Origin of the sequence: Parasaccharibacter sp. TMW 2.1888, assembly GCF_023167265.1 — a bacterium.
Lineage (GTDB): Bacteria > Pseudomonadota > Alphaproteobacteria > Acetobacterales > Acetobacteraceae > Bombella > Bombella apis.
Map to the genome: position 1 here is coordinate 402,379 of NZ_CP030979.1, position 14,318 is coordinate 416,696.

Sequence of the window (14,318 nt, forward strand, 5' to 3'; positions counted from 1 at the left end):
GAAAAGAAAGCACTGTTCCCGATCATGCGTCCATTGAGTTCATTCCTGCCCCGTCTCGCTTTCGCCATCGGTCTTTCGGCTGCCTCCGTTATGGTTCTGCCACACCGGGCCCATGCCCAGTCCGCCGATGAAGCCGAGGCCGAGCAGGAAGCCATGGACGCCCAGAAACAGGCCGAGGCCCGCAAGGATGCACGACGTGCAGCGCCACCTTCGGCCCTGCCCGGCGCAGAGACGGACAGCGGCGACAACAGCCATGCCCGGATGGACATCAACCCGACAGCCGCCCTGTTTGATGCCATCAACCGTGGGTCACTCATCGGCGCCAAAGAGGCCCTCAGCCGTGGTGCTGACATCAATGCCCGCAACGTGCTGGAGCAGACGCCTCTGGACCTTGCCATAGACCTTGGCCGCAATGACATCATGTTCCAGCTGCTTTCCCTGCGGACCTACAATCCCGATGGCAAGCTCATCACCAGCGCCACGCATGATGAGAGCAGCAGCCATATTACCGTCAATGGCCAGGCCAGCCTTGCCGCACGTGCTCCTGCGCCTGTTGTGGAAAATCCGGGCCAGCCCGTCCCCTCGGTCGGCTTTCTGGGCTTCGGGGGGCCGGCAGCCCCTCCGGCACGGACTGGAACAGCCCATGCCCCACAGCGCAGGCCCCACGCTATCGTGCATCGCACATCCCATCCGCAGAAAGCTCCAGCCCCTCGGACTGCGCCCTGAGCCTCTTCCTTTGTTTTCACAAAGCATGACTGATCATGAAAAAAGCCCTTCCCGTGGTCTGACGGAAAGGGCTTTTTTCATGGCAGCTGCCGGATGGTCACGATGAAGCCATTAGCGGCAGAGCGCTATAATAGATGATGGAAATGCCCGCCAGACAGATGAGAAAAATCAGCAGGTCCCAACAGAAACAGACAAAAGCGGACTTCTTCTGCGGGCGCATGATGATGAAATGAAACAGAATGGCAAAAACCAAAGCTATGACGGCAATGACCAGCCCGGTATGTGTCTCCAGAAAATCCATGCGTCGTCCCTTCCCTTCACATCTCTGAAAAGCCGTTTTTCAGGCAGTTCGGCGCAGCAGATGTGTCTCCTGCCGCAATGTATCAATGGACAGGAACTGCCCGTCCCGTTCAAAATACCAGAATGTCCAGCCATTGCAGGAGGCCGCATTGGTCAGCAGGGCCCCCAGCTTGTGAATGGATCCCCGATGCTGGCCGGATACCAGCGTTCCATCCGGTGAGACACGAGCCTTCAGCCGCTTCTGGCGATCATATACCACCGTACCGGCGGGCAGGCTGCCATTCTCCACGAAAGACCCGAATGGAATGCGGGGCATCTCCCGTTTGGCCGGAGTGATCTCCAGCTGGTCTGCTGGCAGAACTTCCACCCGCTCCAGCCGGGCTTCTGCTGCCTTGATGTAATCCGGATGCCTCTCAATGGCGAGATAACGGCGCCCCAGCTTTTTGGCCACGGCTGGGGTAGTCCCTGTCCCGCAGAACGGGTCCAGCACCACATCATCTTCTACCGTTGCGGCCAGCAGGGTCCGGTGCAGCAGACTTTCCGGCTTCTGGGTCGGGTGCAGCTTCAGCCCGTGATCATTCTTCAGCCGTTCATTCCCCGTGCAGAGAGGCAGGTACCAGTCCGACCGCATCTGAAGGTCCTCATTGAGTGCCTTCATCGCCTGATAGTTGAAACGGTATTTGCTCTCCGGCCCCCGGGCAGCCCAGATCAGCGTTTCATGGGCATTGGTAAAGCGACGCCCCCGGAAGTTGGGCATGGGGTTCGACTTGCGCCAGATGATGTCATTAAGAATCCAGAACCCCAGATCCTGCATGATCGCACCAAGGCGGAAAATATTGTGATAGGAGCCGATCACCCAGATGGTTCCGTCCTTGTGCAGCAAACGGCGTGCCTCACCCAGCCAGGCACGCGTAAATTCATCATAAGCCTCATAGCCCGTGAATTTGTCCCAGTCATCATCCACGCCATCCACCACGCTCTCATCCGGGCGACGAAGCTCTCCCCGCAACTGAAGGTTGTAGGGAGGGTCAGCAAACACGCAGTTCACGCTGGCATCCGGAAGTGTCTTCATCACCTCCACACATTCCCCGCGTAAAATCCTGTTCAGGGGCATATCCGCTTTCATGCTGCGTGAACCTTTGCTGCGATCATCTGTCTCACAGGGGCAAAACTGCGCCTGTGATGGAGGGTTATCCCCTCTTCTTTCAGTCCCGTCAGATGATGTGCCGTGCCATAACCAGCATTCCGGTCCCAACCATAATTACCATGGCGCATGGCGAGACGGGTCATCAGCCTGTCCCGCACGACCTTCGCCAGGATGGAAGCTGCCGCAATGGACAAACTCCGGCTGTCACCCTTGACGACCGTCTCCACACGGCAAGGCAGGGATGGTGCCCTGTTGCCATCAATCAGGGCAACGGCGGGCCATTCTCCCAACGCCTCGGCCAGACGGACCATGGCCCGCCGCATGGCCAGATGGCAGGCCTGACCAATATTCAGCCGATCAATCTCCGGGACGGATGCCGCACCAAGAGCCGCACAGACCGTATCATCCTCCAGCAGAGCGGCATAAGCCTTCTCCCGGCGGCGGGCCGTCAGCTTTTTTGAGTCATCCAGCAGTCCGGACAGCAGAGGAGATGGTGGCGCACGGAACACAACCGCAGCCGCCACGACCGGCCCAGCCAGAGGGCCACGGCCAACCTCGTCCACACCGGCTACAAGCCCGTCATACTGTTCTTCCAGGCTGTAATCCGGCATCGGGTCCTTCTTCCACTCGCCTCACACGGCACATCATCAACGTGAGGCCGATTCTGAATCACTCCGAGTCGAAAGGAAAGACCTTTTTTGAAATAAAATGAGTCAATAGGAAAAATTATGCCCCGCTGGCCGGACAGACAGAAGCCGTCTGGCCATCAGAGCTTCACATGCCCGTTCTGGTCCGGACTTCCATCAGAAGATGCCCCGGACCCTCCATCACCATGAGACGCCTGGCCATCCTGCCGGGGAAGCTCACGAGGGGACGAAGCAACCGGTTTTTCTGCCTGTTTCAGCTTCAGAAGCGGTTCAAAACCCGGTGGAGGATTGGAGAGAAGAATTCCGGCTTCCAGGAACCCCAGGAAAAGGCAGGCAGCAAACAGCCCCACCCCACGGCGCAGCACTTTCATGCGGCACCAGAAATAACCCGGCAAGAACAGCCACCACCAGAAAGAAGGAGGTTTCACCCCAGCCCGGGCCAAGGTCTGGCGGTCCTTTATCAGCGTCAGAAACAGGATGACGTAAATACAGACACCCGTTACCGGCCGGTCCGGCGTGACCGCCCAATGTGTCCGCTGCCCGACAACGAGAAGAAGAAGGTCAACCAGCCCGGGAACCAGCATCAACCAGGCCCAGACGGACGACACCGCTCCCGCCACTCCTTCGTCCCGTGTGGATGACCGCCCACCCACGGTGACAAACAGCCGCACACCGGCGGAAGGCGACACAAGCCCAGCCTTACTGGCCGGACGCCACTCATTCCCGAAACCCGGATGCCAGACGAGGGTTTGCGGCCGAATATGACGATGAATGATCAGCCGCACCATCTCGCTCTGCGATACTGGCCCAACCTCCCGACCATCCCGTTCGTAATACCAGTGCATGAACCCTCTCCGGCCTCCTGTTCCCTGTTTCAGCCACGCTTCCTGAAGAAGAGGCGTCCGATCACCAGCCCAACAAGGGAAACGATCCCCAGGGCAACGAAAGGACGCTCCTGAATGAAAGCGGCTACAGCCTCCAGGCGGCTTTCATTGGCATCGTAGAGATCCGCAAATTCATGTTTGGCACGACCACCCAGCTGGTCAATCTTCCCACCGGCCTGCATGGCAGCATCACCAGAGATCGCACCGACCGTGTCCTTCAGCCGACCTTTGGCTTCCTGCACGAAACCCTCGGCCTTCATCGACGTTGTATCAACCATTCCATCACTCCCAATCAGCGCCATGCATTTCCATGCACCGTTTCACCTGTGGGCCCCAGTGCACTGCATGACGGGGCCACCCCGCAGATATGTAACCCTCATGGATTTTCTTCAAGAGGGGGACAGCCGTCCTCCTCCCTCAGGAGGAAGGTATTTTTGTGACTGCCGAATGTTTAGGTGCAATTCTGGCCAATCATCTTTAATATGCGCCGGACTTTCTGACATAATGTCGATGATGTGCATGTCATGCACCGTTTCCCCAGCCTACAGGAGTGCCCTGCGACCATGAGCGCCGCCCCAGCTTCAGAAACCCGGCAGCCCGGCAGGGGGAAAAAATGGTGGATCATCGGGGCTGCCCTGGTCGCCATCCTGCTTTTCCTTGTCCTGCGTCCTCATGCCGGTGGTGGGCAGACCACCATGGCCCATGGCGACGTCGCCCAGGCCGTAGCCGTGGAGGCTGTCCACCGGGCCGATGTGCCGGTCATTCTCCAGCTGCTCGGTACAGTTGTCCCCATCACCAACGTCACCATCACACCCCGTGTCAGCGGGCACATACTGGCGGTCTATTATCAGGAAGGGCAGCACGTCCACCGTGGGGATGAGCTGGAACTGATCGACCCCCGCCCCTATGAGGCCACGCTGCACCAGTACATGGGCACCCTGGCCGCCGACCGTGCGCAGCTGGCCAAGGCCCGTGTGGACAATGCCCGCTACCAGAAGCTGATAAAGCAGAACTCCACATCGGCCATGCTGGCACAGGACCAGGCCTTCACCGTCCAGCAGCTTGAAGGGCAGGTTGCTTTTGACGAGGCCAATGTCCGCAATGCCGCACTGAATGTCCTGTACTGTCACATCGTCGCCCCGGTGGATGGCCGGGTGGGTATCCGTGCCCTGGATGCCGGCAACTATGTCACGGTCGGGCAATCCGGCGGGCTGACAACCCTGACCCAGATGCAGCCCATTTCCGTCATCTTCACCCTGCCGCAGAACAGCCTGCCGGATGTGCAGGACCAGCTGAACAGCCATCCCAACCTGACCGTAGAAGCCTGGAGCAGCGACAACACCCGCCGCCTCGCTACCGGGACGGTCAATGCGCTGGACAGCCAGATTGATACGGCTACGGGGACCGTACGCCTGCGCGGCATCTTCCCCAACGAAACGGAGCGGCTTTTCCCCAATGAGTTCGTCAATGCCCATCTCCTCGTCCAGACACTGAAAGACGCCCTCGTCGTGCCCGGCAATGCCATACAGACAGGCCCTGACGGTGCTTTTGTCTATGCCGTACAGCAGGACATGACCGTGGCCATCCGCCTCGTGAAGACAGGCTATAGCGATGACCACCATACCGTCATTCTTTCCGGTCTCCAGGAAGGGGACCAGGTCGTGACAGATGGCGTCAACCATCTGCGCCCTGGCAGCAGGGTCACCATTGCTGCCGGGCCCGGTTCCTCCCCGAACCCTGCCACCACCCAACCGCACTGATGCCTGCAAGGATGCCCACGCCCCTCTCCTGCCCGCCGACCGGAAGCCCGAGCCCGTGAATCCCTCACGCATCTTCATCGAACGTCCCGTTGCCACCAGCCTGCTCATGCTGGCCATCATGCTGGCCGGTGTGCTGGGGTACCACTTCCTGCCCATCTCGGCCCTGCCGGAAGTGGAATATCCCACCATCACGGTTTCCACCTTCTATCCCGGTGCCAGCCCGGACGTGATGAGCACCTCCATCACCGCCCCGCTGGAAACACAGCTGGGACAGATGGCCGGGCTGGACCAGATGACCTCACAGTCCTCCGGCGGCGCCTCCGTCATCACGTTGCGCTTCGGGCTGAACATGAAGATGGACATTGCCGAGCAGGAAGTGCAGGCCGCCATCAACAATGTCGGCTCCCTGCTGCCCAGCGACCTGCCTGCACCCCCCATCTATGCCAAGGTCAACCCGGCGGACACGCCTGTCATGACGCTGGGCATCACCTCCCGCATCATGCCGCTGCCGGAGGTGGAGGATTACGTCAACACACGGCTTGTCCAGAAGATCAGCCAGATTTCCGGCGTCGGGCTGGTGACGCTCTCTGGAGGCAACCGCAAGGCCTACCGGGTGCAGATCAATGTTCCAAAGCTGACCTCCTACGGCATTGCACTGGATACGGTCCGGACCATCATCGGCACAGTCAACGTCAACTCTCCGACAGGAACCTTCGATGGTCCCCAGCACGCCACCTCCCTGCGGATTGACGGGCAGATACAGTCTGTCGAACAGCTGATGGACCAGGTCATCGCCTATCAGAACAATGGGCCCATCCGCCTCCGTGATGTCGGGCGCGTGGTGGAGGGCGCAGAAAACAGCCAGCTTGCCGCCTGGGCCAACAGGACACCGGCTCTCATCCTCAACATCCAGCGGCAGCCCGGTGCCAATGTCATTGCCGTGGCGGACAATGTGCTGGCCATCCTCCCCCGCCTGAAACAGGAACTGCCACCGGGCATCGACATCATCCCCCTGACCGACCGCACGACCACCATCCGGGCGTCCGTCAAGGATGTGGGGTTCGAGCTTGTTCTGGCCATGCTGCTCGTCGTGGGGGTCATCTTCGTCTTTCTCTGCAATGTTCCGGCCACCATCATTCCGGGTCTCTCCGTCCCCCTCTCGCTGATCGGCACCCTGTCGGCGATGTACATGCTGGGCTTCTCGCTGGACAATCTGTCCCTCATGTCCCTCACCATCGCCTCCGGCTTTGTGGTGGATGATGCCATCGTGGTCATCGAGAACATTTCCCGCTTCGTGGAGGCTGGGGACGACCGCTACACTGCGGCCCTGAAGGGCGCAAAGGAAATCGGTTTCACCATCATCTCCCTGACCGTCTCCCTGATCGCCGTCCTCATTCCCCTGCTCTTCATGAGTGACGTGGTAGGCCGTCTCTTCCACGAATTCGCCATGACGCTGGCCATCACCATCACCATCTCGGCCCTGGTCTCCATCACGCTCGTGCCCATGATGTGCGCCCGGATGCTGAGCGAGCATGGCCCCACCAGACATGGCCATACCCGCCGTGAAGGTCGTCTGGCCATGTTCGCCCGAAAAACCGGCCAGATGATGGACTGGTGTATCCGCCATTATGACCATGCTCTCGGCATCGTCCTGCGGCACCAGCCCCTGACACTGCTCACCACGCTCGCCAGCCTCATCATGACCGGCCTGCTGGCCTGGTCCATCCCGAAAGGCTTTTTCCCCCCGCAGGATACGGGAGTGATCCAGGGTATTTCCATCATGCCAGCCAACATCTCTTTTGAAGGCATGAAGAAAAAGCAGGCCGAACTGGGAGCGCTCCTCCTCCAGAACCCGGATATTGTCAGCCTCTCCTCCTTCATCGGGATTGACGGCCAGAACATGACACTCAATTCCGGCCGTTTCCTCATCAATCTCAAGCCCAAAGAGATGCGGACCCACTCACTGGCAGAGATACAGGCCGGACTGGAAAAAGCCGCCACGGCCCTGCCGGGAGTTCACCTTTATACCCAACCCGTACAGGACCTCTCACTGGAATCATCCGTTTCGGCCATGCAGTACCAGTTCCTACTGGAAACACCCGATTATGATGACTTCTCCCTCTGGGTACCCCGCTTCCTTGATGCGCTGAAACATGAACCCTCTCTGGGAGGGGTCACCTCCGACCTTCAGGCGGATGGTCTGACCGCCATGCTGACGCTGGACCGGACCAACGGTGCCCGCTACTCCATCACCCCGCAGACGGTTGACAACCTGCTCTATGACAGTTTCGGCCAGCGGCAGGTGTCCACAATCTACACGCAGTCCAACCAGTACCGCGTGATTCTGGAGACAGACCCACGCTTCCAGAAACATGAAAGCAGCCTCTCCCAGCTCTATCTGCCCGGCATCTCTTCGGAGGCCGGAGGCAGCACGAGCGGCCCCAGCCGCCAGCCCACATCGGGACTAGTCCCGCTCCTCCAGGTCACGAGCCTTTCCCGCATCGTGTCTCCCCTGCTCATCACCCATTACGGGCAGTTCCCCGCCACGACGATCTCCTTCAATGTCGCACCGCATCATGCGCTGGGGGAGGCCACGACAGCCATTGACCATATCCGCCAGAAGATAGGCCTGCCCGCCACATTCCAGACAGCCTTCCAGGGGACAGCAGCCGCCTTCCGGAATTCCCTGACCAATGAGCTGGGGCTGGTCGTTGCTGCCATCGTGGCCGTTTATATCGTGCTGGGTGTGCTGTATGAGAGCTTCATCCACCCCGTGACGATCCTTTCGACCCTGCCCTCGGCGGCCATCGGTGCCCTGCTCGGGCTGTACGCATTCGGTATGCCGCTGGACATCATGGGCATCATCGGCATCGTGCTGCTCATCGGCATCGTGAAGAAGAACGCCATCATGATGATCGACTTCGCCCTCCAGGCCGAACGTCAGGACGGGCTGGCACCTCCCGAAGCCATACGCCAGGCCGCCCTGCTGCGCTTCCGCCCCATCCTCATGACAACCCTTGCTGCCCTCTTTGGGGCGCTGCCGTTACTTCTCAGTGTCGGGACAGGGGCGGAGCTGCGCCGCCCACTGGGCGTGGCCATCGTCTTCGGGCTGATGCTGTCCCAGCTTCTCACCCTTTTCACCACACCTGTCATCTATCTCTTCATGAACCAGTGCAGCCTGAGGGTGAAGCGCTTCTTCCGGACCTCAGCCGATGACAGCGGCCTGCCTGCCGATACACCGTGAGTCTGATCCGCCTCTTCGTCACCCGGCCTGTCGGCACCATCCTCATGACACTGGCCATGTTCCTTGCAGGCTGCATCGGCTATGTGAACCTGCCTGTCTCCGACCTGCCTGATGTCGATTTTCCGGTTGTCATGGTCATTGCCAACCAGCCGGGCGGGTCTCCCTCCGAAATCGCCAGCACGATTGCCGAACCACTGGAGCGCCACCTTGGCGCCATCGCTGGAATCCGGGAGATCACCTCCCAGTCCACCGTGAACCAGACCCGGATTCTTCTCCAGTTCGATCTGTCCCGGGACATTGACGGGGCTGCCCGGGATGTACAGTCCGCCCTGCGGGCCGCCCGGCAGGACCTGCCCACCACCCTGCGCAGCGACCCGAGCTACATGAAGGCCAACGCAAACGGGCCGCCCATCATGGTCCTTTCGTTGACTTCACCCACCCGCACGCCGCAGCAGCTCTATGATTTTGCCAACAATGTCATCATGCCCGGCCTCAGCCAGGTCGAAGGGGTAGGCAATGTGGACATCCATGGCAGTGCGCTGCCTGCTGTCCGGGTGGAAATCAACCCCCTGCGCCTCTTCCGTTACGGCATCGGCTTTGAGGACATCCGGGCCGCCCTGACCTCCGCCAACGCCCATACACCAAAGGGCTTCATAGAGCTTCAGGGGCAGCGCCTCATCCTTGCCACCAACGACCAGGCCACGAAAGCAAGTGCCTACCGGTCTCTCATCATCGCCTACCGCAACGGCCAGCCTGTGCGTCTCTCCGACGTGGCTGATGTCGTGGACAGTGCAGAGGACCTCCGACAGGCCGGTTATGTCAACGGTGAGCCGGACATCATCTGTACCGTCTATCCCCAGAGCGGGGCCAATGTCATCAGAACAACCGATGAACTGAAAGCCCGCCTGCCCCAGCTGCGCACGGCCCTGCCGGGCAATACGAAACTGGACCTCCAGCTGGACAGGTCCATCACCATCCGGGCCTCTCTGGCCGATACGCAGCGCACGCTCATCCTGTCCGTCATTCTGGTCGTGTTCGTGGTGCTGCTCTTCCTGCGGGACGGTATTGCCGTCCTCATCCCGGCCATTACTGTTCCCGCCTCCATCGTCACCACATTCGCCCTGATGGATCTCCTTGGTTATCAGCTCGACATCATGTCGCTCATGGCCCTGACTATCGTGACCGGCTTTGTGGTGGATGATGCCATCGTCGTGCTGGAAAACATCACCCGCCACCGGGAAATGGGCAAGACAGCCCAGCAGGCTGCCATAGAAGGCACCGGAGAAGTCATTTTCACCGTCATTTCCATCACACTGTCGCTGATCGTCGTGTTTGTGCCCATCCTGCTCATGGAAGGGGTATCCGGCCTGTTCTTCCACGAATTTGCCATGACGATCATTCTGGCACTCTGCGTCTCCATGCTGCTCTCCCTCAGCCTGACCCCCATGCTCGGGGCCCTGCTGCTCGCCCCGGGGGACAGATACCGCCCCAGTCTGGTCCGGCGAGGCCTGCGCTGGTGTGGGGCCAGGCTGGATGATGGCTTCCGGATGCTGACAGCAGGCTACATGAGGTCACTCCATGCCATCATGCGCCATCCCGTACCCGTACTGCTCTCCCTGCCTCTCAGCCTGCTGCTGGCAGGCTGGCTCTTCGTCATCCTGCCGAAGGAACTGTTTCCCCAGCAGGATGAAAGCATGCTCATGGGACGGCTGGTAGCTGACCAGGACATTTCCTTCCATGCCTTGCAGGCCCTGACCATCCGGGTGGAAAAGCGGCTGGCAAAGGACCCGGATGTCGTCAGTGTCATTGGGGGGCCGGGCAAGCGTTCCGCCAACTCCGTGAATCTCTTCGTCACGCTGAAGCCAAAAGCCGAACGGAACGATGATATTTCCGCCACGGTCAGCCGGCTGAATCACATATTCCGACACAGGGCCGGTTTTTCCATCAGGTTGCGCCTGCCCAGCATGATCGGCGGGGGGGCACGATCAACAGACGGCGCTTATCAATACAGCCTTCAGGGCGACTCTGCGGAGGAGCTGTATCAATGGACACCCCGGGTCGTGACAGCGCTCTCCCACCTGCCCCTGCTCTCGGACGTGACCTCCGACGTGGAGGAGGGTGGCCGTGGCATCACGCTGGCCATCAACCGGGACATGGAGGCCCGCTACAGCATCACACCACAGCTTGTCAGCAACGCCCTGTACGACGCCTTTGGCCAGCGGGCTGCCTCCATCATCTATGAGCCCCTCAACCAGTACCGTGTCATCATGGAAGCTGCGCCCGTTTTCTGGGCCGATCCCGCTTTTCTGGAACAGATGCGTGTCAGTGTTACAGGGGGAACGGCCAACGGGGCCTATGCGTCCAACAACATCCGTGTCCGGGCCAGCAGCCGCCCTGCCACCATGTCGCAGAGCCAGCTTTCCTATCTGAATTCCGTGGCCAATGCTCTGGCCGGTGGCCGATCAGCCTCCAATGGTTCGGCTGTTACCACCAGCAGCGAAACCATGGTCCCCCTGCCATTGCTCGGACCGCTGAAAGCAGTCAATGCGCCGCTTGCTGTCAACCATCAAGGCCAATTTGTCGCCACGACCATCTCCTTCAATCTGGCACCGGGGGCCAGCCTGGGCCCCGCCATACAGGCGGTGGAAGACACCATGGTCCGCCTTCACCTTCCCCACACCATACAGGGGGGATTCACCGGCAACGCCGCCAGTCTGAAAAAATCCGTCAGCCGGGAGCCACTCCTGATCCTCACAGCACTGGTAGCCGTCTATGTCGTGCTGGGCATCCTGTATGAAAGCCTGATCCACCCACTCACGATTCTCTCCACACTGCCTTCTGCCGGTGTGGGGGCTCTGTTGACCGTTGATCTGTTCGGGCAGCCTTTTTCACTTCTGACCCTGATCGGCGTCATTCTGCTCATCGGCATCGTCAAGAAAAATGCCATCATGCTGATCGACTTTGCCACCCATGCCCGCCATCAGGGCAAGACGGCAGAGGAAGCCATTCTCACAGCCAGCCATCTGCGTTTCCGCCCTATCCTCATGACAACGGCAGCCGCTGCCCTCGGAGCCGTTCCACTGCTTGTCGGTGGTGATTATGGCAGTGAAATGCGCCAGCCCCTTGGCCTCGCCATCCTGGGGGGGCTCTGCCTCAGCCAGCTTCTGACACTCTATACGACACCACTTGTCTATCTGTCACTCGACCGGCTGAGCCACAGGGTGCAGCGTTCACTCTTCAGGAAACATACATGACGTAATCTGCCCTCCGTATTGGAAAAACAAAAATCTCCTCCAATACGCCATGACAGATGTGATCGAATCATTCCCTAGAAAGAAAATTGCTTCAGAAAGACTGAAATACCTGATGGTTGTATGCATCGTATCTTATATATTCTTTTTTTGGATCAAACAGATGAAGAAATCATAAATTCAGCCATGCGTGGGGACCGACAGACCTGTGACGGAAGGAATAGGCATCCACATACAGACCTGTCATCACACCACATTCAGACATGCTGAGCTTGTTAAAAATTCTACTGCACATCTTTTGCCATCCTGGCTCAGTCATGCAAAACATCACATCCTGCCTTTCTTTCCCCACAAGATACCGCTAGCACCTTACCGGGCTTCCCTCAGCTCGCTGATATTCTTTATTCCAAAAACGTAATAATGCTCATGAACGTGCCTCCATCTGATATAACACCTCCTCACACAACACATTACCTTATCCATCATCACGCCCGGATTTTCATGTCGCTTCCCTTTCGTGCCCTTCGCTCTGCCGTTCTGACAACAGGCCTGCTTGCTACACTGGGGGGCTGCATGGTCGGGCCGGATTATCACCGGCCAAAAGCGATCATCTCCTCACGCTTCAAAGAAGCCCCTCCACCTGAGGGCTGGACAAAAGCCAATCCGGCCATGAGCAACATGCCCAAGGGAAACTGGTGGACCGTTTTCAATGATCCCACGCTGAACGGACTGGAAGAGGAAGTCAGCCGTTCCAACCAGAGCCTGAAGCAGTATGAGGCGCAATACCGCAAAGCACGGGCCATGATCGACTCCGTGCGGGCCAGCCTTTTCCCTACCCTCAACGGCAAATTCGGCTTCAACCGCAATTCCAGCGGGGGCAGGACCATCAGCGGCCTGAATGCCGAACCCCATACCTTCGTCAACACCACCAACACCTGGACCATGGGGCCCAGTGCCAGCTGGACGATTGACGTCTGGGGCATGATCCGGCGGCAGATAGAACAGCAGGTCAGCTCGACACAGTCCAGCGCAGCCCTGCTGGCCAACATGCAGCTCTCCTACCAGCTGGAGTTGGCCACCGATTATATGAACCTGCGTTATCAGGACAGCCTGATTGACCTCTTCACACGCAATGTCGGCCTGTACCAGCATAATCTGGAGATTCTCAGCAACCAGCTGGCCGCCGGTGTCGCCGACCCCACCAGTGTGCTACAGGCCAAATACCAGCTGGAATCAACCCAGGCCAGTCTGGCCAACGCCCATGTGGCCCGTGCCCAATACGAGCATGCCATAGCCGTGCTGATCGGCCGTCCTCCGGCTGACCTGACCATTCCCCATGCACCGCTGCCCTTCACGCTGCCACCCATTCCACAGTTCCTCCCCTCCGACCTTTTGCAAAGGCGACCAGACATCGCCCAGGCCGAGCGGGAAATGGAAGGATACAATGCTGAAATCGGGTACGAGATCGGGGCCTTCTATCCGCAGATCACCCTGTCAGCCAGCTATGGCTACAGCGGAAATCCTATCCAGCATCTGATCCAGCTGGCAACACGCACATGGTCGCTCGGTGCAGCCGCCAGCGAGACCCTCTTCAATGGTGGGGCCCGTTCCGCTGCCGTACGGGAAGCCGAAGCCGACTACGACAACGCTGTTGCCAATTACAGACAGGTCGTGCTGAAGGCCCTGCAGGATACGGAGGACCAGCTCTCCAACCTGCATTATCTCGGCGACCAGATGACCTACCAGAATCAGGCTGTAGAGAGCGCACAGCGGGCCGTGGAAGTCTCCATGAACGAGTATCTGGCCGGAACACAGATATACACCACTGTCATCACGGCGCAGCAGACAGCCCTGCAATATGAAGAATCCCGCCTTCAGATACAGCAGCAGCGCCTCAACAGTGTCATCCGCCTCATCACCGATATTGGTGGCGGCTGGAGCACAGACCAGCTCCCCAGCAAGGATTCCCTCCAGACTGACAATCCCTTCCTGCCCAGCTTCATCCAGAAAGACAAAAACTGACCGCATCAAAAAAGGCGCCCTCTCCTCTGGGGAGAGAGACGCCTTTCCACGAGGACATGATTCTGTCCCATGCCTTCAGGAAGGCTGCTGCTCCTGACAAGGCTTCTTCTTTCGGCCCAAAAGTATCCCTACGAAAAAAGCAAATCCAGTCCATCCCCAAGGATGGTCCATTACCAGATCCTCAATTACGTCCTGCACCATCCCCAGAATCGGGCTGCTTACGTCTTTCAGATTAGAACTCATGGCATTACCTGCTTTTCTATCGGGTACTCTTACCCCGTGAAAAAAGGCCGATGCCTGATGGCACCGACCTTTCCTTTATTCTCCCATTGGAGAA

General features: G+C 59.1%; 10 protein-coding genes. 5 read left to right on the forward strand and 5 right to left on the reverse strand.

Going from position 1 to position 14,318, the window contains the following annotated elements; translation table 11 throughout:
- Positions 1-24 precede the first annotated feature (24 nt).
- Complete coding sequence (locus DTQ13_RS01855) at positions 25-726, forward strand: ankyrin repeat domain-containing protein (protein ID WP_408902120.1); 702 nt, start codon at positions 25-27, stop codon at positions 724-726.
- Between the two features lie 97 nt (positions 727-823).
- On the opposite strand, the gene DTQ13_RS01860 is transcribed toward DTQ13_RS01855, so the two are convergent.
- The 5 genes from DTQ13_RS01860 to DTQ13_RS01880 all read right to left on the reverse strand — a co-directional run bounded on the left by DTQ13_RS01860 (position 824) and on the right by DTQ13_RS01880 (position 4,006).
- On the reverse strand, positions 824-1,027 hold the full coding sequence (locus tag DTQ13_RS01860; RefSeq protein WP_043557871.1) for a hypothetical protein: 204 nt from the start codon (positions 1,025-1,027) through the stop codon (positions 824-826).
- Positions 1,028-1,066: 39 nt separating this feature from the next.
- Positions 1,067-2,152, reverse strand: a complete 1,086-nt coding sequence (locus DTQ13_RS01865) for a DNA methyltransferase (protein ID WP_043557870.1) — start codon at positions 2,150-2,152, stop codon at positions 1,067-1,069.
- Positions 2,149-2,784 (reverse strand): ribonuclease HII, encoded by a 636-nt coding sequence (locus DTQ13_RS01870; protein WP_081562861.1) that lies wholly within the window; start codon positions 2,782-2,784, stop codon positions 2,149-2,151. The genes DTQ13_RS01865 and DTQ13_RS01870 overlap by 4 nt, the downstream gene beginning before the upstream one ends.
- 155 nt (positions 2,785-2,939) lie before the next feature.
- Positions 2,940-3,665, reverse strand: coding sequence for a DUF4339 domain-containing protein (locus tag DTQ13_RS01875; RefSeq protein WP_248460971.1), 726 nt, complete (start codon positions 3,663-3,665; stop codon positions 2,940-2,942).
- 29 nt (positions 3,666-3,694) lie between these two features.
- Complete coding sequence (locus DTQ13_RS01880) at positions 3,695-4,006, reverse strand: CsbD family protein (protein ID WP_227449673.1); 312 nt, start codon at positions 4,004-4,006, stop codon at positions 3,695-3,697.
- A gap of 261 nt (positions 4,007-4,267) precedes the next feature.
- On the opposite strand from DTQ13_RS01880, the gene DTQ13_RS01885 reads away from it, so the two are divergent.
- The 4 genes from DTQ13_RS01885 to DTQ13_RS01900 all read left to right on the forward strand — a co-directional run bounded on the left by DTQ13_RS01885 (position 4,268) and on the right by DTQ13_RS01900 (position 13,981).
- Positions 4,268-5,464 carry an efflux RND transporter periplasmic adaptor subunit gene (locus DTQ13_RS01885; RefSeq protein ID WP_248460973.1) on the forward strand — a complete coding sequence of 399 codons (1,197 nt, stop codon included), beginning with the start codon at positions 4,268-4,270 and terminating at the stop codon, positions 5,462-5,464.
- 55 nt (positions 5,465-5,519) lie between these two features.
- Complete coding sequence (locus tag DTQ13_RS01890; protein WP_284438451.1) at positions 5,520-8,708, forward strand: efflux RND transporter permease subunit; 3,189 nt, start codon at positions 5,520-5,522, stop codon at positions 8,706-8,708.
- On the forward strand, positions 8,705-11,962 hold the full coding sequence (locus DTQ13_RS01895; protein ID WP_248460975.1) for an efflux RND transporter permease subunit: 3,258 nt from the start codon (positions 8,705-8,707) through the stop codon (positions 11,960-11,962). Before DTQ13_RS01890 ends, DTQ13_RS01895 begins: the two co-directional genes overlap by 4 nt.
- Positions 11,963-12,460: 498 nt before the next feature.
- The gene (locus DTQ13_RS01900; protein WP_043558323.1) at positions 12,461-13,981 is read left to right on the forward strand and encodes an efflux transporter outer membrane subunit; all 1,521 of its coding nucleotides are present in this window, start codon (positions 12,461-12,463) and stop codon (positions 13,979-13,981) included.
- Positions 13,982-14,318 lie beyond the last annotated feature (337 nt).

What these genes read in the sequence shown, in the direction of transcription:
- DTQ13_RS01885 (WP_248460973.1), top strand. Translation starts at nt 4,268, where the DNA reads ATGAGCGCCGCCCCAGCTTCAGAAACCCGGCAGCCCGGCAGGGGGAAA.
- DTQ13_RS01875 (WP_248460971.1), bottom strand. Translation starts at nt 3,665, where the DNA reads ATGCACTGGTATTACGAACGGGATGGTCGGGAGGTTGGGCCAGTATCG.
- DTQ13_RS01870 (WP_081562861.1), bottom strand. Translation starts at nt 2,784, where the DNA reads ATGCCGGATTACAGCCTGGAAGAACAGTATGACGGGCTTGTAGCCGGT.
- DTQ13_RS01900 (WP_043558323.1), top strand. Translation starts at nt 12,461, where the DNA reads ATGTCGCTTCCCTTTCGTGCCCTTCGCTCTGCCGTTCTGACAACAGGC.
- DTQ13_RS01880 (WP_227449673.1), bottom strand. Translation starts at nt 4,006, where the DNA reads ATGGCGCTGATTGGGAGTGATGGAATGGTTGATACAACGTCGATGAAG.
- DTQ13_RS01855 (WP_408902120.1), top strand. Translation starts at nt 25, where the DNA reads ATGCGTCCATTGAGTTCATTCCTGCCCCGTCTCGCTTTCGCCATCGGT.
- DTQ13_RS01860 (WP_043557871.1), bottom strand. Translation starts at nt 1,027, where the DNA reads ATGGATTTTCTGGAGACACATACCGGGCTGGTCATTGCCGTCATAGCT.
- DTQ13_RS01865 (WP_043557870.1), bottom strand. Translation starts at nt 2,152, where the DNA reads ATGAAAGCGGATATGCCCCTGAACAGGATTTTACGCGGGGAATGTGTG.